This window comes from Kitasatospora sp. NPDC088548 (assembly GCF_044753005.1).
GTDB lineage: Bacteria > Actinomycetota > Actinomycetes > Streptomycetales > Streptomycetaceae > Kitasatospora.
In genome coordinates, this window is the sequence record NZ_JBIVMI010000022.1 from 111,228 (window position 1) to 132,992 (window position 21,765).

Consider the following 21,765-nt stretch of genomic DNA (forward strand, 5'->3'; position numbering starts at 1 on the left):
AGTTCGCACGGCTGAACGGCGGGCGCCACGCCCGCCGTTTCGTTCTGCTCCCCGCTTGCACCGAACGGGCACAATCAGGGGCGTGAACGCCGCCCCCACCGCCTCCGCCCGGCCGCCCGCAGTGCGCCGGCTGGGCCCTCCGCTGGCCGCCCTGGCCGCGGTGGCCCTCCCCACCGTGTACATCGCGGTGGTGGATCCCAACGCCCCCGGTCACTACCCGACCTGCCCGTTCCTGGCCGCCACCGGCTGGTGGTGCCCGGGCTGCGGCGGTCTGCGCTGCGTCCACGCGCTCAGCCACGGGGACCTGACCGGCGCGCTGCACGACAACGCGCCCGCCGTCCTGCTGTTCGCCGTCCTGGCGGTGCTGTGGCTCCGCTGGGTGTGGGCCGCGGTGAGCGGCGGTCCGGCGCCCCGGGTCTCGGTCGGGGCGCGGCGCTGGGCGCTGATCGCCCTGCTGGTGCTGGTCTTCACGGTGGTGCGCAATCTGCCGGTCGGGGCGGGACTGGCGCCACCGCTGGTCTGAGGCCCGGTACCGGCGTCGCGTCCGGGGTGTTCGTGAGGGATCGGCCGAGGTGGGGGGCGTCCGGCCCGCGAGACGCGCGCCGGGCTGCCGCGCCCCGCGCTCCCCGGTGCCGATACCATCGAAGAGCCGGCCGACCCACTGGCCGTCCGGCTCTTCGCCAGCCGAACTAGCAGAACATGATGGGGGCGCAAGAGTGAGTGTGCTCGACAAGATCATCGAAGGTGTCCGTGAGGACCTCGCCGAGCGGCAGGCCCTGGTCTCGCTGGACGAGCTCAAGGAGCTCGCGGCCAAGGCCCCGGACGCCAAGGACGGCGTCGCCGCCCTCAAGGGCGACGGTGTACGCGTGATCTGCGAGGTCAAGCGCTCCAGCCCGTCCAAGGGCGCCCTGGCCGCGATCGCGGACCCGGCCGCCCTGGCCACCGACTACGCGGCCGGCGGGGCCGCCGCGATCAGCGTGCTGACCGAGCAGCGCCGCTTCGGCGGGTCGCTGGCCGACCTGGACGCCGTCCGGGCCGCGGTGGACACCCCGCTGCTGCGCAAGGACTTCATCGTCACCGCCTACCAGCTCTGGGAGGCCCGCGCCCACGGCGCCGACCTGGCCCTGCTGATCGTCGCCGCGCTGGAGCAGCCGGCCCTGGTGTCGCTGATCGAGCGCGCCGAGTCGATCGGCCTCACCCCGCTGATCGAGGTGCACGACGAGGAGGAGATCGCCCGCGCGGTGGACGCCGGCGCGCGGATCATCGGCGTCAACGCCCGCAACCTCAAGACCCTTGAGGTGGACCGCAACACCTTCGGCAACGTCGTCCACGCCATCCCGGACGGTGTCGTCAAGGTCGCCGAGTCCGGCGTGCGCGGCCCGCTGGACGTGATCTCGTACGCCAACCTGGGCGCCGACGCGGTGCTGGTCGGCGAGTCCCTGGTGACCGGCAAGGACCCGCGGGCCGCCGTGGCCGACCTGGTCGCGGCCGGCGCCCACCCCGCCCTGCGGCACAAGGACTGACCCCGCCGCCATGAAACTCGCCTCCCGTCTCGCCCCCGGTTGCCGCCCGCGCGGCTGCCGCGCGCCCGCACGCCGGGTGCTGGGCAGGCGGGTGCGCTATGTGATCGGCTGCGAGCCCGGGCAGGTGCAGGGCCGCCGATGGCGCAGGACGCCCGGCTGATCCCAGCCGTTCCGACGTCACTGCCGTCATCTTCCAGAAGGACTTCACCATGTCCGAGAAGGACTACCTGCCCGGTGCCGAGGTACCGGACGCCCGCGGCTACTTCGGCGCCTACGGCGGCCGCTTCATCCCGGAGGCGCTGGTCGCCGCCGTCGAACAGGTCGCCGAGGAGTACGAGAAGGCGAAGGCCGACCCTGCCTTCGCCGCCGAGCTGAACGCGCTGCTCAAGGACTACACCGGCCGTCCCAGCCCGCTGACCGACGTGCACCGCTTCTCCGCCGAGGCGGGCGGCGCGCGCGTCCTGCTCAAGCGCGAGGACCTCAACCACACCGGCTCGCACAAGATCAACAACGTGCTGGGCCAGGCCCTGCTCACCCGCCGGATGGGCAAGACCCGGATCATCGCCGAGACCGGCGCCGGCCAGCACGGCGTGGCCACCGCCACCGCCTGCGCGCTGTTCGGCTTCGACTGCACCGTCTACATGGGCGAGGTCGACACCGAGCGCCAGGCGCTGAACGTCGCCCGGATGCGGATGCTCGGCGCCGAGGTGGTGGCCGTCAAGTCCGGCAGCCGCACCCTCAAGGACGCCATCAACGAGGCGTTCCGCGACTGGGTCGCCAACGTCGACTCCACCCACTACCTGTTCGGCACCGTGGCCGGCCCGCACCCGTTCCCGATGATGGTCCGGGACTTCCACCGGGTCATCGGCGTCGAGGCCCGCCAGCAGGTCCTCGACCGCACCGGCAGGCTCCCGGACGCCGTGGTCGCCTGCGTCGGCGGCGGCTCCAACGCGATGGGCATCTTCCACGAGTTCATCCCGGACGCCGGTGTGCGCCTGATCGGCTGCGAGGCGGCCGGCGAGGGCGCCGAGACCCCCCGGCACGCCGCCACCCTCACCAAGGGCGACCCCGGTGTGCTGCACGGCTCGCGCACCTACGTCCTGCAGGACGAGGACGGGCAGACCATCGAGTCGCACTCCATCTCGGCCGGCCTCGACTACCCGGGCGTCGGCCCGGAGCACGCCTGGCTGAAGGACACCGGCCGGGCCGAGTACCGCCCGGTCACCGACGACGCCGCCATGCAGGCGCTGCGGCTGCTGTCCCGCACCGAGGGCATCATCCCGGCCATCGAGAGCGCCCACGCGCTCGCCGGCGCCCTGGAGCTGGGCCGCGAGCTCGGCCCCGAGGCCACCATCCTGGTCTCGCTCTCCGGGCGTGGCGACAAGGACATGCACACCGCGGCCCAGTACTTCGGCCTGTACGACGAGGCTGCCGACGGCGCCGCCAACGGGGGTAAGTGACCATGGCTTCGAAGCTCAGTGGCATTCTGGCGGCGGCCGGGGCGGAGCACCGCGCCGCGCTGATCGGCTACCTGCCGGCCGGCTTCCCCAGCGTGGAGGGCGGCGTACGCGCCGTCAACGCGCTGATCGAGGGCGGCTGCGACATCGTCGAGGTCGGCCTGCCGCACTCCGACCCGGTGCTGGACGGCCCGACCATCCAGACCGCCGACGACATCGCGCTGCGGGGCGGGGTGCGGATCAAGGACGTGCTGCACACCGTCCAGGAGGTCGCCACCGCGCACCCCGAGGCGGCGGTGCTGGTCATGACGTACTGGAACCCGGTCGACCGCTACGGCACCGCGCGCTTCGCCGCGGACCTGGCCGCCGCGGGCGGCGCGGGCTGCATCCTGCCGGACCTGCCGGTGGAGGAGTCCGAGGAGTGGCGCAAGGCGGCGGACGAGCACGGTCTGGACACCGTGTTCGTGGTCGCCCCCAGCAGCAAGGACAAGCGCCTCGCCGAGGTGACCGCGGCCGGCAGCGGCTTCGTCTACGCGGCCGCCGTGATGGGCGTGACCGGCACCCGGGCCCAGGTCGGCAACCTCGCCGAGGACCTGGTCGCCCGGACCCGGGCCACCACCGAGCTGCCGGTCTGCGTCGGCCTCGGCGTCTCGACCGCCGACCAGGCCGCCGAGGTGGCCGGCTTCGCGGACGGCGTGATCGTGGGCTCCGCGTTCGTCCAGCGCATCCTGGACGCCGACGGCGACGAGCCGACCGCGCTGGCGGCCGTGCGCGCGCTGGCCGGCGAGCTGGCCGAGGGCGTCCGCCGCCGCTGACGGCACCCGCCGACGGCATTCGTGCCCGACGGCCCGCCACCCCGCCCGGGGTGGCGGGCCGCCGGGCGTTTCCGGGGCGGTCCCGCCGGGGCCGGTCGGACCCCGAACGGGTGAACAGTGCGGGGGAGACGCATCAGGCGGGGTTGACCGGCGTTGAGTGGAGGGACGAGTGCACGAACGACGTGCCCGGCGGCTTGCGGCGGACACGGAGCGAGCGAAGGGGTCTGCCGGTGCCTGGTCTCCAGCGAGCCGTCCTGTTGCGGGCGGCCGCGGCCGTGCTGGCGCTGAGCGCCGCCGTCGGGGCCGACACCGAGGTCGGGCAGGCGCTGGCCAGGCGGGGTGCGGAGCGGGCCGAGCGGGACGCGTCCGTCTGCGCCGGGGCGGCCCGGGCGGACGCGGTGGCCCGGGCGGACGTGGTGGTCAGGGCGGCGCGCTCGTACCCGCGGGGGCGGCCCGCCGCGGACGAGCCGGGACGGCCGCCGGAGTGCGAGCCGAACGGGCGTTAGAACGGATTCGGACACACCGTCATCAGGTGTCACTCATCCGGCTTAATTCCTGAAAATGGAGGAACCGTCCTTCATCCCTTACGGTTCATCAGGAAGTGAACGAGTTTCCCGAGGGGGGTTTCCCGATGGCCGGCTCGGCAGCGCAGCGGAGCGGCACCGCGTCCACGGTACGGCGGGTCTGGCCGGCCTGGACCGAATGGCTCGGTACGGCCGCCCGGCTGGGCCTCGCCGTGGTCTGGGGCTGGGCCGGTCTGGCCAAGATCGCCGACCCGGCCGAGGCCGCCCAGGCGGTGCGCGCCTACGAGATCCTGCCGGAGGCGCTGGTCAAGCCGGTCGGCTACGCCCTGCCGTTCCTGGAGCTGGCGCTCGCCCTGCTGCTGGTCATCGGCTTCGGTGTCCGGCTGGTCGCGGGCGTCTCCGCCCTGCTGCTGCTCGCCTTCATCGCCGGGATCGCCTCCGCCTGGGCGCGCGGCATCTCCATCGACTGCGGCTGCTTCGGCGGCGGCGGAGCGGTGGACGCCTCGCAGACCGAGTACCTGCAGGAGATCCTGCGCGACACCGGGTTCCTGCTGCTGGCCGGGTGGCTGCTCCGGCGGCCCCGGACCAGGCTCTCGGTGGACGGCTGGCTGGCGAGCTGACCGGCACATCCCACCCCCACCCCACCCGCACCCCGACCCTGGACCCAAGGCAATGAGCGAGAAGAACCGAGAAGGCAAGCGCACCGCCCGCGAGCGGATGCAGGCGGAGCGGGTGGCCGACGAGGCCCGCACCAGGAAGAAGAAGAAGCTGGTGATCGGCGGGGTGGTCCTGGCGGTGATCGCCGCCGCCGTGGTCACCGGCGTGGTCGTACAGAACGAGCGCTCCAAGCCGGAGACCCCGACCGCCGCCCCGGCCGGCGCGATCGGCGACAAGAACCTGGTCATCCCGGTCGGCGCGGCCGACGCCCCGTCCGTCCTCACCGTCTACGAGGACCCGCGCTGCCCCGCCTGCGGCATCTTCGAGCGCGAGCTCGCCCCCACCATCGACCAGCTCGAGGACCAGGGCAAGATCTACACCAACGCCCACGTCGTCTCGTTCATCGACCGGGCCGTGTCGGGCAAGGGCTCCAAGTACGGCGCCAACGCGCTGGCCTGCGCCCAGGACGCCGGGCACTACCGCGACTTCCACGACGTGCTCTACCGCAACCAGCCGGAAGAGACCAACGACGCCTTCGGCAACAAGGCCACCCTGATCAACCTGGCCAAGCAGGTCAACGGCCTGGACACGCCGGCCTTCGAGGCCTGCGTCAACGAGAACAAGTTCGGCGGCTGGGTCTCCGCCGTGCAGCAGGACTTCGACAAGTCCAGCTACAAGTCCACGCCGACGGTGCTGCTCAACGGCCAGCCGATCTACCCGAAGAACGGCAACGAGGAGATCACCCCGGAGAACCTGGTGAAGTGGGTGGACGCCGCCAACCAGGGCAAGCAGCTGGGGACACCCGGATCGCACGGGCAGTCCCCGGCGCCGAGCAGTACCGCCTCGGAGGCCAACAACCCGTCGCCGAACGCCGGCTGAGGCACCCGCCCCGCTCGTCGGCCACCGTCGTCCCCTTCCCGTCCGGAGGGGGCGGCGGCGCCTTCCGCACCCCGTTGTTCGGCATCTGTGACCCCGGGGGTGCCCGGCGCGGGCCGTCGACCCTGTAGCGTCGGAGCTGCCATGGATATCGCCTACATTCCCAGCCCGTCGCGGGGCGTCCTGTACCTCGGACCGATCCCGCTGCGCGCCTACGCCTTCTGCATCATCCTCGGTGTCGTCGTGGCCGTCTGGCTCGGCAGCAAGCGCTGGGTCGCCCGGGGCGGTGCCAAGCACACGGTCGGCGACATCGCCGTCTGGGCCGTGCCGTTCGGCCTGGTCGGCGGCCGGCTGTACCACGTGATCACCGATCACCAGCTCTACTTCGGTGACGGCAAGAACCCCTGGAACGCCTTCAAGATCTGGGAGGGCGGCCTCGGTATCTGGGGTGCCGTCGCGCTCGGCGCGGTCGGTGCCTGGATCGGCGCCCGCCGCCGGGGCGTGCCGCTGCCCGCGTACGCCGACGCCATCGCGCCCGGTATCGCGCTCGCCCAGGCGTTCGGCCGCTGGGGCAACTGGTTCAACCAGGAGCTGTACGGCCGGGAGACCACGCTGCCGTGGGGTCTGGAGATCGACAAGACCCTGCCCGGCGGCGAGGTGGTCAAGGGCATCTACCACCCGACCTTCCTGTACGAGTCGCTCTGGTGCGTGGGAGTCGCGCTGCTGGTGATCTGGGCGGACCGCCGGTTCACCCTCGGGCACGGCCGGGCCTTCGCGCTGTACGCGGCCGCGTACACGGCGGGCCGGTTCTGGACCGAGTACCTGCGGATCGACGAAGCCCACCACGTCCTGGGTCTGCGGATCAACGACTGGACCGCGATCGCGGTCTTCCTGGGCGCCGTCGCCTACCTCGTGATCGTCGGCCGGAAGAGGCCCGGCCGGGAGGACCCGGCGAGCATCGACCCGGCCGCGAACGACGCCGAGGGCGCGGGTGCTTCCGCCGTCTCCGTCGCGGCCGTCGAGGACTCGAAGGCGAAGGCCGCGGAAGGCTCGGAGCCGAAGGCCGCGAAGGCCTCGGCGGGCAAGCCGTCCCGTTCCTCGGACGAAAAGGTGGACGCGGCGCCCGCCGGTGCGGCCGCCGACAAGGCCGGCAAGGACGCCAAGAACCTCACCTGACCTGCGACCTCTTCTCTCTCCGGCCGCCCCCGCACCGCGTGCGCAGGGCGGCCGGAGCGCTGTTCGGACAGCCTTACTTTGCTGGAAATGCCCAGGTCGGGCGGGCTACGTTCAGGTCAGACGATCGAACGGAGGCCCGAAAAAGTGAGTGCGACCACCCTTGAGCCCGAGGCCGGGAACCACCCCCGCATCCCTGCTGCGGGGCACCACCGCGATGTGAACGGCGGCTGGCTGCGGCCCGCCGTGTTCGGCGCGATGGACGGGCTGGTCTCCAATTTCGCGCTGATGACCGGTGTGGTCGGCGGTGCGGTCTCCAGCGGCACGGTGGTGCTGACCGGCCTCGCGGGCCTGGCGGCCGGCGCCTGCTCGATGGCCGCGGGGGAGTACACCTCGGTGGCCTCGCAGCGCGAGCTGGTGCAGGCCGAGATCGAGGCCGAGCGGCTGGAGCTGCACCGCAACCCGCACGGCGAGCTGGCCGAGCTGGCACAGCTGTACGTGGCCCGCGGGGTGGAGCCGGCGCTGGCGCACGAGGTGGCGCGGCAGCTCTCCGCCGATCCGGACCAGACGCTGGAGATCCACGCCCGGGAGGAGCTGGGCATAGACCCCAACGACCTGCCCTCGCCGTGGGTGGCGGCCGGGTCCTCGTTCGTCTGCTTCGCGGTCGGCGCGCTGCTGCCGCTGCTGCCGTACCTGCTGGGCGCGACCTCGCTGCTGCCGGCGCTGCTGATCGCGGTGGTCGGCCTGTTCGCCTGCGGTGCGGTGGTGGCCCGGGTGACGGCGCGCAACTGGTGGTACAGCGGGCTGCGGCAGCTGGTGCTGGGCGGTGCGGCGGCCGGGGTGACGTATCTGCTGGGCTGGCTGATCGGCGGGCACGTCGGCTGAGGCCGGCGGCCGGCGGGCCGGCGGGTCGGGGCGGGGGCCGGGGGCGGTGGAGGTGGTGGACGGGCCGGCGGGGGCGCGGAGGGGTGCGGGACCGGCGCGCGGTGACTGCATGGTTATGCCGTGTACTGCGTGACGTTCCGCACACGGGTCGGACGGCCCGCTTTTTTGGTCGTGGGTCGCGAGCCCGCCCTTTCGAGGGTTTCCATCGCCGGGCCGGTTTCGGGGGATCGAATCGAAGGCGCTCTAGGGGCGGTCGTGCCGACGGGGGATTTCGCCCCTGTTTCGGTCCCCGGGGGTGGGGGCACACTTGAGGGAGCGCGTGGCCGGACAGCTGTCTCCCGCCACCCGGACTACTAGCAGGTAATAGCCTCTGACCTGGGGTCATGTCCGCTATATGGACGTGATGTCCCACTCCCCGGGATCTCCGGCATCATGTAACCTGCACCAACTCGCAGAGGGCCAACGTCGTCCCTATTGCCCAAGCTCATTGCTCAAGACGACGACGGGAGAGCCGATGCTGTCTGCATCCATGCACTCCGCCAACGAGCCCCAGGCCGGCGCGGTCCGCCCGCCGTACGCGCTCGTTCCGGATGCGCGACCTGCTGCTCAGGGCCTGTACGACCCGCGGAACGAGCACGACGCCTGTGGCGTCGGCTTCGTCGCCACGCTGACCGGCATCGCCGATCACAAGATCGTCGAGCAGGCGCTGACCGTCCTGCGCAACCTGGAGCACCGCGGTGCCACCGGCGCCGAGCCGGACTCCGGTGACGGCGCGGGCATCCTCACCCAGATCCCGGACGCCTTCCTGCGCGCCAAGGTCCCCTTCGAGCTGCCCGCGGCCGGCTCCTACGCCGTCGGCATCGCCTTCCTCCCGGACGCCGACGAGGCCGACGCGGCCGCCGTCGCCCGGATCGACGCGATCGCCGCCGAGGAGGGCCTGACCGTCCTCGGCTGGCGCGACGTCCCGGTCACCCCGGACCTGCTGGGCACGACCGCCCGCAGCGTGATGCCGCGCTTCCGCCAGGTCTTCCTGTCGCACCCGGAGAAGGCCGGCATCGAGCTGGACCGGGTCGCCTTCGTCGTCCGCAAGCGCGCCGAGCGCGAAGCGGGCGTCTACTTCCCGTCGCTCTCCGCCCGCACCATCGTCTACAAGGGCATGCTGACCACCGGCCAGCTGGAGCCCTTCTTCCCCGACCTGTCGGACCGGCTCTACGCCTCCGCGCTCGGCCTGGTGCACTCGCGCTTCTCCACCAACACCTTCCCGAGCTGGCCGCTCGCCCACCCGTACCGCTTCGTCGCGCACAACGGCGAGATCAACACGGTCAAGGGCAACCGGAACTGGATGACCGCCCGCGAGTCCCAGCTCGCCACCGACCTCATCCCGGCCTCCGCCGACGGGCGGGGCCTGGAGCGGATCTTCCCGGTCTGCACCCCGGACCACTCCGACTCGGCCTCCTTCGACGAGGTCCTGGAGCTGCTCCACCTCGGCGGCCGCTCGCTGCCGCACTCGGTGCTGATGATGATCCCGGAGGCGTGGGAGAACCACGCCACCATGGACCCGGCCCGCCGCGCGTTCTACCAGTACCACTCCAACCTGATGGAGCCCTGGGACGGCCCGGCCTGCGTCACCTTCACCGACGGCACCCAGATCGGCGCCGTCCTGGACCGCAACGGCCTGCGTCCGGCCCGCTACTGGATCACCGAGGACGGCCTGGTCGTCCTCTCCTCCGAGGTCGGCGTCCTCGACATCGAGCAGGAGAAGGTCGTCAGGAAGGGCCGGCTCCAGCCCGGCAGGATGTTCCTCGTCGACACCGCGGAGCACCGCATCGTCGAGGACGAGGAGCTCAAGTCCGCGCTGGCCTCCGAGCACCCCTACGCGGAGTGGGTCGCGGCCGGCCAGATCCAGCTCGCCAAGCTCCCCGAGCGCGAGCACATCGCCCACACCCACGCCTCGGTGACGCGCCGTCAGCAGACCTTCGGCTACACCGAGGAGGAGCTGCGGGTCATCCTCGCCCCGATGGCGAAGACCGGCGGCGAGGCGCTCGGCTCGATGGGCACCGACAGCCCGATCGCCGCGCTCTCCGAGAAGCCGCGACTGCTCTTCGACTACTTCGTGCAGCTCTTCGCGCAGGTCACCAACCCGCCGCTGGACGCCATCCGCGAGGAGCTCGTCACCTCGCTGCTGAGCAACCTCGGCCCGGAGGGCAACCTGCTGGCCGCCGAGGCCGCCTCCTGTCGCTCGGTCGGCATCACCTTCCCGGTGATCGACAACGACGAGCTGGCCAAGCTCGTCCACGTCAACGCCGACGGCGACCAGCCCGGCCTCAAGGCCGTCACGCTCTCCGGCCTCTACAAGGTCGCCACCGGCGGCGAGGGACTGGCCGCCCGCCTGGCCGGGATCGCCGCCGAGGCCGACGCGGCGATCGCCGAGGGCGCCCGGATCGTCGTCCTCTCCGACCGGCACTCCGACGCCGAGCACGCCCCGATCCCCTCGCTGCTGCTCACCTCGGCGATCCACCACCACCTGATCCGCACCAAGCAGCGCACCCAGGTGTCGCTGCTGGTCGAGGCCGGCGACGTCCGCGAGGTCCACCACGTCGCCCTGCTGATCGGCTACGGCGCCGGCGCGGTCAACCCGTACCTGGCCATGGAGTCCGTCGAGGACCTGGTCGCCCAGGGGACCTTCCTGACCGGCATCGAGCCCGAGAAGGCCATCCGGAACCTGATCAAGGCGCTCGGCAAGGGCGTGCTCAAGGTCATGTCCAAGATGGGCATCTCCACCGTCGCCTCCTACCGCGGCGCGCAGGTCTTCGAGGCGATCGGCCTCTCCGAGCAGCTGGTCCGCGCCTACTTCGCCGGCACCACCACCAAGCTCGGCGGCATCGGCCTGGACGAGATCGCCAAGGAGACCGCCGCCCGGCACGCCAAGGCCTACCCGGCCTCCGGCATCCCCGCCGCGCACCGCGCGCTGGACATCGGCGGCGAGTACCAGTGGCGCCGCGAGGGCGAGCCGCACCTGTTCGACCCGGACACCGTCTTCCGGCTCCAGCACTCCACCCGCAACCGCCGGTACGACATCTTCAAGCAGTACACGGACCGGGTGAACGAGCAGTCCGAGCGTCTGATGACGCTGCGCGGCCTGTTCCGGCTGGACGCCCTCGGCCGCACCCCCGTCCCGGTCGAGGAGGTCGAGCCGGTCTCCGAGATCGTCAAGCGCTTCTCCACCGGCGCCATGTCGTACGGCTCCATCTCCCGTGAGGCGCACGAGACCCTCGCCATCGCGATGAACCGCCTCGGCGGCAAGTCCAACACCGGTGAGGGCGGCGAGGACCCGGACCGCCTGTACGACCCGGAGCGCCGCTCGGCGATCAAGCAGGTCGCCTCCGGCCGGTTCGGCGTCACCTCCGAGTACCTGGTCAACGCGGACGACATCCAGATCAAGATGGCCCAGGGCGCCAAGCCCGGCGAGGGCGGCCAGCTGCCCGGCCACAAGGTCTACCCGTGGGTCGCCAGGACCAGGCACTCCACCCCGGGCGTCGGCCTGATCTCCCCGCCGCCGCACCACGACATCTACTCCATCGAGGATCTGGCCCAGCTGATCCACGACCTCAAGAACGCCAACCCGGCGGCCCGCGTCCACGTGAAGCTGGTCTCCGAGGTCGGCGTCGGCACGGTCGCGGCGGGCGTCTCCAAGGCGCACGCGGACGTGGTGCTGGTCTCCGGCCACGACGGCGGCACCGGCGCCTCGCCGCTCACCTCGCTCAAGCACGCCGGCGGCCCCTGGGAGCTCGGCCTCGCCGAGACCCAGCAGACCCTGCTGCTCAACGGCCTGCGCGACCGTATCGTGGTGCAGACCGACGGCCAGCTGAAGACCGGCCGTGACGTGGTCATCGCCGCGCTGCTCGGCGCCGAGGAGTTCGGCTTCGCCACCGCGCCGCTGGTCGTCTCCGGCTGCATCATGATGCGCGTCTGCCACCTCGACACCTGCCCGGTCGGCGTCGCCACCCAGAACCCGGTGCTGCGCGAACGCTTCTCCGGCAAGCCCGAGTTCGTGGTCAACTTCTTCGAGTTCATCGCCGAGGAGGTCCGCGAGATCCTCGCCGGGCTGGGCTTCCGCACGATCGAGGAGGCCGTCGGCCACGCCGAGCACATCAACGCCGAGTCCGCGATCGACCACTGGAAGGCCGCCGGGCTCGACCTGGCCCCGCTCTTCCACGTTCCCGAGCTGCCCGAGGGCGCGGCCCTGCACCGCACCACCACGCAGGACCACGCACTCGACAAGGCCCTCGACAACCAGCTGATCGTGCTCGCCCAGGACGCGCTGGAGAACGGCGACGCCGTCCGCATCCAGCTGCCGATCCGCAACGTCAACCGCACCGTCGGCACCATGCTCGGCCACGAGGTGACCAAGCGGTACCGCGGCGAGGGCCTGCCGGAGGGGACCATCGACGTCACCTTCACCGGCTCGGCCGGGCAGTCCTTCGGCGCCTTCGTGCCGAGCGGCATCACCCTGCGCCTGGAGGGCGACGCCAACGACTACGTCGGCAAGGGCCTCTCCGGCGGCGTGGTGATCGTCCGCCCGGCCCGCGACGCCGCCGCCATCGGCAACGACGCCCAGAACCACGTCATCGCCGGCAACACCATCGGCTACGGCGCCACCAGCGGCCGGATCCACCTGCGCGGCAAGGCCGGCGAGCGCTTCGCCGTCCGCAACTCCGGTGCCACCCTGGTCGTCGAAGGCGTGGGCGACCACGGCCTGGAGTACATGACCGGCGGCCGGGTCGTCATCCTCGGCGAGACCGGACGCAACCTCGCGGCGGGCATGTCCGGCGGTGTCGCCTACGTGCTGGACCTGCGCCCCGCGAACGTCAACGACGGCATGGTGGGCATCGAGGCCCCGAGCGCCGACGACCGCGACTGGCTGCGCGCGACCGTGCAGCAGCACTACGAGGAGACCGGCTCCACCGTGGCCGCCGAGCTCCTGGCCGACTGGGGCAGCGGGGTCTCCCGCTTCTCCACGATCATGCCGACCGACTACAAGGCTGTGCTCGCCGCCAAGGACGCCGCTGAGCGCGATGGACTCTCCGAGTCCGAGACCACTCGCAAGATGATGGAGGCGGCACGTGGCTGACCCCAAGGGCTTCCTGACCACCGGCAAGCAGCTGGCCGAGCGCCGGCCCGTGGACGTGCGTCTGCGGGACTGGAACGAGGTCTACGTCGAGCGCAGCCTCCTGCCGATCATCACCAAGCAGGCCGGCCGCTGCATGGACTGCGGCATCCCGTTCTGCCACAACGGCTGCCCGCTCGGGAACCTCATCCCCGAGTGGAACGACCTCGCCTACCGGGACGACTGGTCCGGCGCCATCGAGCGCCTGCACGCGACCAACAACTTCCCGGAGTTCACCGGGCGGCTCTGCCCCGCGCCCTGTGAGTCCGCGTGCGTCCTCGGCATCAACCAGGACGCGGTGACCATCAAGAACGTCGAGGTCACCATCATCGACAAGGCCTGGGACCGGGGCGGCGTCGCCGCGCAGATCCCCGAGCGGCTCTCCGGCAAGACCGTCGCCGTGGTGGGCTCGGGCCCGGCCGGACTCGCCGCCGCCCAGCAGCTCACCCGGGCCGGGCACACCGTGGTGGTGTACGAGCGCGCCGACCGCATCGGCGGCCTGCTGCGCTACGGCATCCCCGAGTTCAAGATGGAGAAGCGCCACATCAACCGCCGCGTCGAGCAGATGCGCGCGGAGGGCACCCGGTTCCGCACCGGTGTCCACGTCGGCGAGGACATCACCGGCCAGCAGCTGCGCGAGCGCTTCGACGCCGTCGTGGTCGCGGCGGGTGCGACCACCGCCCGCGACCTGCCGGTGCCCGGGCGCGAGCTCAAGGGCATCCACCAGGCCATGGAGTACCTGCCGCTGGCCAACAAGGTGCAGGAGGGCGACTTCGTCGAGTCCCCGATCAGCGCCAAGGGCAAGCACGTCGTCGTCATCGGCGGCGGCGACACCGGCGCCGACTGCCTCGGCACCGCGCTGCGCCAGGGCGCGGCCTCCGTCACCCAGCTGGAGATCATGCCCCGGCCGGCCGACGAGCGCCCCGGCCACCAGCCCTGGCCGACCATGCCGATGACCTACAAGGTCACCTCCGCGCACGAGGAGGGCGGTGACCGGATCTACGCCGTGAACACCACCCGCTTCACCGGCGACGAGGACGGCAACGTCCAGGAGCTCCACCTCGTCGAGGTCGAGTTCAAGGACGGCCGGTTCGAGCCCGTCCCCGGCACCGAGCGGGCCATCCCGGCGCAGCTGGTCACCCTGGCCATGGGCTTCACCGGCACGGACGTCCGCAACGGCCTGGTCGAGCAGCTCGGCGTCGAGCTGGACGCCCGTGGCAACGTCGCGCGGGACGGCAAGTTCGCCACCACCGTGGACGGCGTGTACGTTTGCGGTGATGCAGGGCGCGGACAGTCGCTGATCGTCTGGGCCATCGCGGAGGGCCGCTCGGCCGCGGCCGCGGTGGACCGGTACCTCGGCGGCAAGACCCCGCTGCCCGCCCCGATCCGCCCGACCGACCGCCCCCTGGTGGTCTGACACCCCCTGAACGTCCGGCGCCGCATCGCCGGGCAACATGAGCCGCTCTCCCGTCAGCGTCGCCGGGCCAACGCGGTCCCTGGCGCCTGCCCTCTCCCCGACCAGTGGAGGGCAGGCGCCGTTCTGTGCTGCGGGCCAGGTCACCGGGGTGCGGTGGTGCGGGGGACTAGCACACCGTGAGCGCCTGTGCTCACGGGCTGTTGTTTGTCGGTGCCAGGTGGCAGACTGCCGCCGACGGCCGGGGGGCTGCGCGAGGTGCGGAGGTTCACGCGATGAGCACGACTCAGGCAGGCGGGGGTGCCACGGTACGGCGCCTGCTGCTGGGATCCCAGCTGCGCCGGCTGCGCGAGGCCCGGGGTGTCAGCCGGGAGGAGGCCGGTTATTCGATCAGGGCCTCCGAGTCGAAGATCAGCCGGATGGAGCTCGGCCGGGTCGGCTTCAAGGAGCGCGACGTCGCCGACCTGCTCACCCTGTACGGCGTCGAGGCCGAGCAGGAGCGGGCCTCCGTCCTCGGGCTGGTCCGGGACGCCAACGCGACGTCCTGGTGGCACGGGTACGGCGACGTCCTGCCGGGCTGGTTCCAGACCTACGTCGGACTGGAGGAGGCCGCCGCCGAGATCCGCAGCTACGAGGTCCAGTTCGTCCACGGCCTGCTGCAGACCGCCGACTACGCGCGGGCGGTGATCGCCGTCGGCGGCCATGTCACCGAGGCCGAGGAGATCGAACGGCGGGTGGAGGTCCGGCTCAAGCGCCAGGAGGTGCTCACCGCCGAGCGGGCGCCCCGGCTGCTGGCCGTCCTGGACGAGGCCGCGCTGCGCCGCCCCTGGGGCGGATCCGGGGTGATGCGGGCGCAGATCGACCGGCTGCTGGAGCTGACCGAACTGCCGCACGTGGTGCTGCAGGTGATGCCGCTGGGCTTCGGCGGCCTGCGCGCGGAGGGCGGCGCGTTCTCGGTGCTGAGCTTCGCCGAGCCGGAGCTCTCCGACGTGGTCTACCTGGAGCAGTTCACCACCGCGCTCTATCTGGACAAGCCCGCCGAGGTGGCCGAGTACACGGACGCGATGAACGGCCTGCTGGGCGACGGCCTGTCCCCCGAGCGGACACGGGAACTTCTTCGCTCCGTACGCCAAGAACTGTAAAGCGTCAGTACGATGAGTGCCGATCAGATCTGATCGTAGGGTTTTCCCCAATCGGCACGAGAGGGATCAGATGTCGTACCTTTCCGAGTTGGCGCTGCAGTACATCGACGGCGAGTGGCGGGCCGGCAGCGGATCCTGGGACATCGTCGACGTGGATCCCTTCACCGGCGACAAGATCGCCGCCATCACCGTCGCCACCGTCGAGGAGATCGACCAGGCGTACCGGGCCGCCGAGCGGGCGCAGAAGGAGTGGGCCGCCACCAACCCCTACGCCCGCCGGCTGGTCTTCGAGCGCGCGCTGCGCATCGTCGAGGAGCGCGAGCAGGAGATCACCGAGGCCATCATGGCCGAGCTGGGCGGCACCGCGCTCAAGGCCGGGTTCGAACTCGCCCTCACCAAGGACATGCTGCGCGAGTCGATGCAGCTGTCACTGCGCGCCGAGGGCCGGCTGCTGCCCTCGCCGGTGGACGGCAAGGAGAACCGCCTCTACCGCCTCCCGGTCGGCGTGGTCGGTGTGATCAGCCCGTTCAACTTCCCGCTGTTCCTGTCGCTGAAGGCCGTCGCCCCGGCCCTGGCCCTCGGCAACGGCGTGGTGCTCAAGCCGCACCAGGAGACCCCGGTGGTCGGCGGCACCCTGATCGCCAGGATCTTCGAGGAGGCGGGCCTGCCGGCCGGCCTGCTGAACGTCGTGGTCACCGACATCGCCGAGATCGGCGACGCCTTCATCGAGCACCCCGTGCCCAAGGTGATCTCCTTCACCGGCTCCGACAAGGTGGGCCGGCACGTCGCCACCGTCGCCGCCTCGCACTTCAAGCGGACGGTACTGGAACTCGGCGGGAACAGCGCGCTGATCGTGCTGGACGACGCCGACATCGACTACGCGGTGGACGCGGCGGTGTTCAGCCGCTTCGCCCACCAGGGCCAGGTCTGCATGGCCGCCAACCGGGTGCTGGTGGACCGCGGCATCGAGGCCGAGTTCACCGAGAAGTTCGTCCGCAAGGTCGCCTCGCTGAAGGTCGGCGACCCGAAGGACCCGGCCACCCAGATCGGCCCGCTGATCAACCCCGTCCAGGCCGACTCCCTCACCGTCCAGGTCGACCAGGCGATCGCCTCCGGCGCCACCGCGCTGCTGCGCGGCGGGACCAGCGGCAGCCTGATGGACCCGGTCGTGCTCGGTGGCCTGCCGGCCGGCGCGCCGATCCTCCAGCGCGAACTGTTCGGCCCGGTCGTGCTGGTGGTCCCGTTCGACGGGGAGGACGAGGCGGTCCGGCTCGCCAACGACACCCCGTTCGGCCTCAGCGGCGCGGTGCACACCGCGGACGTCGAGCGTGGCGTCCGGGTGGCCAAGCGGATCGAGACCGGCATGATCCACGTCAACGACGGCACCATCGCCGACGAGGCGGTCGTCCCCTTCGGCGGCGAGAAGAACTCGGGCGTGGGCCGGCTGAACGGCGAGTCGACGGTGGACGCGTTCACCACGGTGAAGTGGATCTCCGTCCAGCACGGGCGCAGCCGCTTCCCGTTCTGAGTCGCTTCCCGTCCCGAGCGGCCTTGTGTGCCGGTGCGCCGGGGCGTCCAAGGGCCCGTCACCCCTCCTGGGGCGGCGGGCCGTTGCCGTTCCGGACCCGGCCGGGGCCGCCGGTGGTGTCGCGCTTCCGCTGTTCGATCTACCGTGGCGTCATGAGCTCTCTGGACTATGACCGCTTCTGTTCCGAAATCGCCGCGCAGACCGGGCTGTTGGCGGCCCGGATCGAGGGCGCCGATCTCACCGTCCCGGTCCCCTCCTGCCCCGACTGGAACGTCGGCCAGCTGCTGCGTCACCTCGGCGGGGCCCAGCGCTGGGCCGAGACGATCGTGCGGACCCGGGCCACCGCGCCCGTCCCCGACGGCGACCTCCGCGACCTCTCCGCCTACACGGACGAGGACCCGGCCGTACTCGGCCCCTGGCTCGCCGAGGGCGCCGAGCGGCTCGCCGCCACCCTGCGGGCCGCCGACCCGGGGGCGGCGTTGTGGTCGCCCGTCCCGGGCGGCGGCGCGCCCTTCTACGCGCGCCGGTTCCTGCACGAGACCGTCATCCACCGGGCCGACGCGACCCTGGCCCTCGGCGCGGAGTTCGCCGTCGACCGGGAGGTGGCCCTGGACGGTCTTGACGAGTGGATGGAGCTCGGTGCGCTGCCGGTACTCCTGGAGATCCGCCCCGGGATGCGCGAACTGCTCGGCCCCGGCCGCACCCTGGCCTTCCGGGCCACCGATCTGCCGCCCGGGCCGGCGGCCGGCTGGCTGGTGGACCTCACCGGCGACGCCCTCGCCTGGCGCCGCTCCGGGGAGCCGGCCGCCGTCACCGTGCGGGCTCCGCTGACCGACCTGCTGCTGCTGGTCTACAAGCGGCGCCCCGCCGGGGGCGGGGCCGTCGAGGTGGCCGGCGACGCGGCCCTGCTCGACTTCTGGCTGGAGCGGGTCAGCTTCGGGTGAGCGGGTACGGCGGTCAGGCCGGGTAGCGGATCAGTGCGTCGGTGGCGAGGTCGAACGCGAACGGCTCCGGGATCGGCACCCGGTCGCCGAACCTGCCGCTCCACCGCTGGTGGTAGACGCCTCCGGAGGGGGCCGAGTAGAGGACGAGCACGCCATCGCGCGGGTCGATCAGCAGATACAGCGGGATGTGCGTCAGCGGGTAGTCGCGAACCTTGCCGACCAGGTCGTTCTCCGGGTTCGGCGGCGAGACGATCTCGACGGCGATCGTGGCCAGCTCGGCCGGCACGTCGTTGCCGCCGAACTCGACCACCGAGACCGGGATGTAGGTCAGGTCCGGGTTGCGGAGCTTGCCGACGTTCGGCGACGCGAGGCCGGTGTTCTCGCTCGGCATCAGGTCGGCGGGCCGGTGTGCGTCGAACTGCTCCCGGACGATCAGCAGGTTCCGCTGATGGATCACCGATGGACCGGCCGTCATGATGATCTCGTCACCGGACACCTCGATCTTCCATCCCGACGGCGGGGTCAGGCTCCGCGCGTACGCCAGGAGCTGGGTATGCCGTTCGGGGACGTCGAACTCGGTCATGCCGTCATCCTCGCACCGCCGGGCCCGCGCACGGGGTGAGCGCCGTTCCGGTGGCGGGTGAGGGCCGGGGTGGCGTGGAAACCGGGCAGCCCCGGGCCGTGCGGCCCGGGGCTGCCCGTCGGAACGGCTGGACTCAGAACACCGGCCGGCCGGCGCGGACCAGGCGCCAGGACTCGGTGGCGAAGTCGGCCGGGTCGATGACACCCTTGGCCTTGACCCAGGCGATCATCGCGTTGCGGATCTCGTCCGAGTTCGCCCAGACCTTCTGCGCGGCCGCGACGTGCGGGAAGTTGCCGCCGCCGTTGGCCCGGTAGTTGTTGACCGCGAGCACGAACTGGGCGGTCGGGTCGATCGGCTTGCCCTCGAAGGAGAGGTTGACGATCCGCGAGCCGATCGGCTGGGCGATGTCGATGTCGTAGCTCAGGCCGTACACCGAGTCGTAGTTGTAGTCCGGGGTGTTCTGCGCGTTGGTGAGGGTGGCCTTGTCGACCGGCGCGCCCGGGGCGAGCTGGTTGTAGTACCGGGCTGAGAACTCCAGGTAGTCCTTGAGCTGGGCGCCCGTCAGGACACGGGCCTCCAGGGTGTTCTCGTAGATGTAGAGGCCGGCCGCGTCGCGCAGCTTGACCTGGCCGGCCGGGATGACCGCGGTGCGGTTGAACGGCGCGGCCTGGGCCAGTACCGGCAGCTTGGCGTACTGGCCGCCGGCCAGCGCGGCCTTCACCACGTCGGCCTGGACCCGGCCGATCAGGTCGATGATCGGGACGTCCTTGAACGGGGCCTCGGCGATCGACAGCTCGGTCTTCGCGGTGCCGATGACCTGGTTGACGTACTCGACCACCTTCTTGTGCTGGTCGGTCATCAGGTCGACGATCTCCGGGTCCTCCGGGACGGTGTTGGAGTTCAGCACCCGGGAGGAGAGCGAGGCGACCTTCCAGGCGCCGTTGTCGAGCTCCATCTCGAAGTCGAAGCAGGTCAGCCGCTGGCCCCAGCAGAGCGGCTCGGAGAGCACGACGGTCCTGCCGGTCTCCTTGTTGACGACCAGCCGCTGCGCGATCTCCTTGTGCGCGTGGCCGACCAGCACCGCGTCGATGCCCGCGACCTGCTCGGCCAGGGCGACCGAGGCGTTCTCGGCCCAGGGCAGCTGGTCGCCGTACGAGGTCGCCTCGTCCATGCCCGAGTGGCAGGCCACCACGACGACGTCCGCGCCGGCCGCCTTCAGCTTGGGGACCCAGATCCGGGCGGTCTCCACGATGCCAGGGAAGGTCATCTTGCCGGAGACGTTCGCCTTGTCCCAGATCGCGATGCCCGGGTTGGTCAGGCCCAGGATGCCGACCTTGACGGCCGGGCCGCCGCTCAGCTTGATCTTGCGGATCACGTACGGCGGGAAGGCCGGCCTGTCGTTCTTGGCGTGCAGCGCGTTGGCGCCCAGCAGCGGGAAGTCCAGCTGCTCCTCGTAGGCGCGCAGGGTGTCGATGCCGTAGTTGAACTCGTGGTTGCCGAGCGCGGCGGCGGTGTACTCCATGGTGTTCATGGCGAGCGCCATCGGGTGCTCGGGCGCGGTGTCGGCGTCGGTGGCGATCGGGTCGACCCGGGCGTAGTAGTACGTCAGCTGGGTGCCCTGGATGGTGTCGCCGGCGTCGATCAGCAGGGTGCGGTCCCAGCCCTTCTCCTCGCGGACCTGCTTGGCCAGCGTGGAGATCTTGGCGAGGCCGACCTCGTTGTGCGCCTTGTCGGCGTAGACCGCGTCGGTGAAGTAGTCCCAGTTGAGCACCCGGCCGTGCAGGTCGGTGGTGCCCATGACGGTGAAGGCCTGCTTCTTGGGGCTCTTGCCCTTGGCGCGGGCGTCGTCCGGCCCGGCGGCCGCGGCGGCCGCGGCGGGGGAGGCGGCGGCGAGGCCGGCGCTGCCGGCCAGGGCGGCGCCGGCGGCGGTGGCGGCGGACCGGGTGACGAAGTCACGGCGGTTCAGGGGCATGGACGACTCTCCCGGGTGGGACTGCGAATGGACCGTCAACTGGTGGGTGTGACGCAGCGACGCGCGTAGAAGGACGCGCGTAGAAGTGTGCCGCGCGACCTGCCGGATTGATAGCCCCCCGACGTTTCCGGCAAGTGAGATCTTGGCGACTCGTTCGTGACGCCGAGACGGGCGGGCGCGGGGTGTCCCGGGGCCGGGACGGCGGCACCCGCCGGCCCGTGGGGAGGGCGCGGCGGGGCGATGGGGGAGTGGGGGCGGACGGGGCCGTACCGGGCGTCGGCGGTCCGGCGGCCTAGATGTAGCCCTCGCGCAGGGCGTGGGCCACGGCGTGCGCCCGGTTGCGCAGGTGGAGGCGGGTGGTCAGACCGTGCAGCACGTTCTTGACCGTGCGTTCGGAGTACGACAGCTTCGCCGCGATCTCCGCGGTGTCCCACCCCTCGGCGACCAGGCGCAGGACGTCGGACTCGCGTTCGGACAGGCCCGGCGGGGTGTAGCCGGGCAGCTTCTGGACGCTGCGCTGCAGCCGCCCCATCTGGGCGATCAGCCGGCCGAGCAGGTCGGCCGGCAGGTCGCCGTCGCCGCGCGCCGCGGCGAGCACCGCCTGGCCCAGCCGGGCGGCGGTCGCCTCGCGGCGCCAGAGGATCGCCGCGACCCCGCACTCCACGGCGTCCAGCAGCTCCCCCTCGCGCATCCGCTCGACCACCAGGACGACCCGCTGGTCGCCGCGGACCAGGCGGCGCAGACTGGCGGTGGTGGTGGCGTCGACGGCCTCCGCGATCACCACGGTGACCGCGCCGGGAGTGCCGGCCGTCTCCTGTTCGGCCAGTTCCAGGCCGGGACACTGGCGCAGCTGGGCCTCGGCGCCGGCCCGCGAGATCGGATCGGCGGCGTGGACCGCGACACTGGTCCGGGCGCCGGCGCCGGCGCGCGGGGGTGCGGTGTGCGCGGTGGCGTGCTGGGCGGGTGCGGGGCGCTGCGGCGGGACGACGCGTGCCGTCTCGCGCAGTGGAGCCGGTGCGAGTGGTTTGCCGGACGCGGCCGGCCCGGCGGCGGTGCGCCGGGTGGTACCGCGCGGGTCGTGTCCGGTGTGCAGGACAGTCAATCT

The 21,765-nt window shown here is 72.0% G+C and carries 18 protein-coding genes; 15 read left to right on the forward strand and 3 right to left on the reverse strand.

All coding sequences use genetic code 11. The annotated features are described in order from the left end of the window. Positions 1 to 82: 82 nt before the first annotated feature. From ACIP82_RS26070 to ACIP82_RS26140, 15 genes are all read left to right on the forward strand, one after another. Positions 83 to 523 (forward strand): DUF2752 domain-containing protein, encoded by a 441-nt coding sequence (locus ACIP82_RS26070; RefSeq protein WP_363607352.1) that lies wholly within the window; start codon positions 83 to 85, stop codon positions 521 to 523. Between the two features lie 193 nt (positions 524 to 716). Then, entirely contained in the window at positions 717 to 1,523 is an 807-nt protein-coding gene (trpC, locus tag ACIP82_RS26075) for an indole-3-glycerol phosphate synthase TrpC (protein WP_363607353.1), read from the forward strand. Between the two features lie 10 nt (positions 1,524 to 1,533). Next, a complete protein-coding gene (gene trpM, locus ACIP82_RS26080; protein ID WP_400656683.1) occupies positions 1,534 to 1,683 on the forward strand; it encodes a tryptophan biosynthesis modulator TrpM in 150 nt (49 codons plus the stop codon). Positions 1,684 to 1,732: 49 nt separating this feature from the next. Beyond that, positions 1,733 to 2,983, forward strand: a complete 1,251-nt coding sequence (gene trpB / locus ACIP82_RS26085) for a tryptophan synthase subunit beta (RefSeq protein ID WP_363607354.1) — start codon at positions 1,733 to 1,735, stop codon at positions 2,981 to 2,983. Between the two features lie 2 nt (positions 2,984 to 2,985). After that, the gene (trpA, locus tag ACIP82_RS26090) at positions 2,986 to 3,795 is read left to right on the forward strand and encodes a tryptophan synthase subunit alpha (protein ID WP_400656686.1); all 810 of its coding nucleotides are present in this window, start codon (positions 2,986 to 2,988) and stop codon (positions 3,793 to 3,795) included. Positions 3,796 to 4,025: 230 nt separating this feature from the next. Beyond that, positions 4,026 to 4,301 carry a hypothetical protein gene (locus tag ACIP82_RS26095; protein ID WP_363607356.1) on the forward strand — a complete coding sequence of 92 codons (276 nt, stop codon included), beginning with the start codon at positions 4,026 to 4,028 and terminating at the stop codon, positions 4,299 to 4,301. A 125-nt stretch (positions 4,302 to 4,426) separates the two neighbouring features. Further along, positions 4,427 to 4,939, forward strand: a complete 513-nt coding sequence (locus ACIP82_RS26100; RefSeq protein ID WP_400656688.1) for a MauE/DoxX family redox-associated membrane protein — start codon at positions 4,427 to 4,429, stop codon at positions 4,937 to 4,939. Positions 4,940 to 4,991: 52 nt separating this feature from the next. Next, positions 4,992 to 5,855: a thioredoxin domain-containing protein gene (locus ACIP82_RS26105; RefSeq protein WP_400656690.1), complete on the forward strand. Its 864-nt coding sequence runs from the start codon at positions 4,992 to 4,994 to the stop codon at positions 5,853 to 5,855. A 141-nt stretch (positions 5,856 to 5,996) separates the two neighbouring features. Next, complete coding sequence (lgt, locus tag ACIP82_RS26110; RefSeq protein ID WP_400656692.1) at positions 5,997 to 7,028, forward strand: prolipoprotein diacylglyceryl transferase; 1,032 nt, start codon at positions 5,997 to 5,999, stop codon at positions 7,026 to 7,028. A 144-nt stretch (positions 7,029 to 7,172) separates the two neighbouring features. Further along, entirely contained in the window at positions 7,173 to 7,910 is a 738-nt protein-coding gene (locus ACIP82_RS26115; RefSeq protein WP_363607360.1) for a VIT1/CCC1 transporter family protein, read from the forward strand. Between the two features lie 529 nt (positions 7,911 to 8,439). After that, complete coding sequence (gene gltB, locus ACIP82_RS26120; protein WP_363607387.1) at positions 8,440 to 13,041, forward strand: glutamate synthase large subunit; 4,602 nt, start codon at positions 8,440 to 8,442, stop codon at positions 13,039 to 13,041. Next, entirely contained in the window at positions 13,034 to 14,494 is a 1,461-nt protein-coding gene (locus ACIP82_RS26125; RefSeq protein ID WP_363607361.1) for a glutamate synthase subunit beta, read from the forward strand. Before gltB ends, ACIP82_RS26125 begins: the two co-directional genes overlap by 8 nt. Positions 14,495 to 14,766: 272 nt before the next feature. Beyond that, positions 14,767 to 15,633 carry a helix-turn-helix transcriptional regulator gene (locus ACIP82_RS26130; protein WP_363607362.1) on the forward strand — a complete coding sequence of 289 codons (867 nt, stop codon included), beginning with the start codon at positions 14,767 to 14,769 and terminating at the stop codon, positions 15,631 to 15,633. A 70-nt stretch (positions 15,634 to 15,703) separates the two neighbouring features. Further along, positions 15,704 to 17,161 (forward strand): aldehyde dehydrogenase family protein, encoded by a 1,458-nt coding sequence (locus tag ACIP82_RS26135; RefSeq protein ID WP_400656695.1) that lies wholly within the window; start codon positions 15,704 to 15,706, stop codon positions 17,159 to 17,161. Positions 17,162 to 17,313: 152 nt separating this feature from the next. After that, entirely contained in the window at positions 17,314 to 18,105 is a 792-nt protein-coding gene (locus ACIP82_RS26140; protein ID WP_363607364.1) for a maleylpyruvate isomerase family mycothiol-dependent enzyme, read from the forward strand. Between the two features lie 13 nt (positions 18,106 to 18,118). Here ACIP82_RS26140 and ACIP82_RS26145 read toward each other — a convergent pair whose 3' ends face one another. The 3 genes from ACIP82_RS26145 to ACIP82_RS26155 form a co-directional block, all read right to left on the reverse strand. Further along, positions 18,119 to 18,688 carry a Uma2 family endonuclease gene (locus ACIP82_RS26145; protein WP_400656698.1) on the reverse strand — a complete coding sequence of 190 codons (570 nt, stop codon included), beginning with the start codon at positions 18,686 to 18,688 and terminating at the stop codon, positions 18,119 to 18,121. A 133-nt stretch (positions 18,689 to 18,821) separates the two neighbouring features. Then, complete coding sequence (locus ACIP82_RS26150; protein ID WP_400656700.1) at positions 18,822 to 20,660, reverse strand: bifunctional metallophosphatase/5'-nucleotidase; 1,839 nt, start codon at positions 20,658 to 20,660, stop codon at positions 18,822 to 18,824. A 292-nt stretch (positions 20,661 to 20,952) separates the two neighbouring features. Next, the gene (locus tag ACIP82_RS26155; protein ID WP_400656736.1) at positions 20,953 to 21,666 is read right to left on the reverse strand and encodes a LuxR C-terminal-related transcriptional regulator; all 714 of its coding nucleotides are present in this window, start codon (positions 21,664 to 21,666) and stop codon (positions 20,953 to 20,955) included. Positions 21,667 to 21,765: the final 99 nt, after the last annotated feature.

Excerpts from the sequence above, each read along its gene's own strand:
- ACIP82_RS26145 (WP_400656698.1), bottom strand. The coding sequence starts at position 18,688 with ATGACCGAGTTCGACGTCCCCGAACGGCATACCCAGCTCCTGGCGTAC.
- ACIP82_RS26150 (WP_400656700.1), bottom strand. The coding sequence starts at position 20,660 with ATGCCCCTGAACCGCCGTGACTTCGTCACCCGGTCCGCCGCCACCGCC.
- trpM (WP_400656683.1), top strand. The coding sequence starts at position 1,534 with ATGAAACTCGCCTCCCGTCTCGCCCCCGGTTGCCGCCCGCGCGGCTGC.
- ACIP82_RS26130 (WP_363607362.1), top strand. The coding sequence starts at position 14,767 with ATGAGCACGACTCAGGCAGGCGGGGGTGCCACGGTACGGCGCCTGCTG.
- ACIP82_RS26140 (WP_363607364.1), top strand. The coding sequence starts at position 17,314 with ATGAGCTCTCTGGACTATGACCGCTTCTGTTCCGAAATCGCCGCGCAG.
- ACIP82_RS26105 (WP_400656690.1), top strand. The coding sequence starts at position 4,992 with ATGAGCGAGAAGAACCGAGAAGGCAAGCGCACCGCCCGCGAGCGGATG.
- ACIP82_RS26100 (WP_400656688.1), top strand. The coding sequence starts at position 4,427 with ATGGCCGGCTCGGCAGCGCAGCGGAGCGGCACCGCGTCCACGGTACGG.
- gltB (WP_363607387.1), top strand. The coding sequence starts at position 8,440 with ATGCACTCCGCCAACGAGCCCCAGGCCGGCGCGGTCCGCCCGCCGTAC.
- trpA (WP_400656686.1), top strand. The coding sequence starts at position 2,986 with ATGGCTTCGAAGCTCAGTGGCATTCTGGCGGCGGCCGGGGCGGAGCAC.
- trpB (WP_363607354.1), top strand. The coding sequence starts at position 1,733 with ATGTCCGAGAAGGACTACCTGCCCGGTGCCGAGGTACCGGACGCCCGC.
- lgt (WP_400656692.1), top strand. The coding sequence starts at position 5,997 with ATGGATATCGCCTACATTCCCAGCCCGTCGCGGGGCGTCCTGTACCTC.
- ACIP82_RS26135 (WP_400656695.1), top strand. The coding sequence starts at position 15,704 with ATGTCGTACCTTTCCGAGTTGGCGCTGCAGTACATCGACGGCGAGTGG.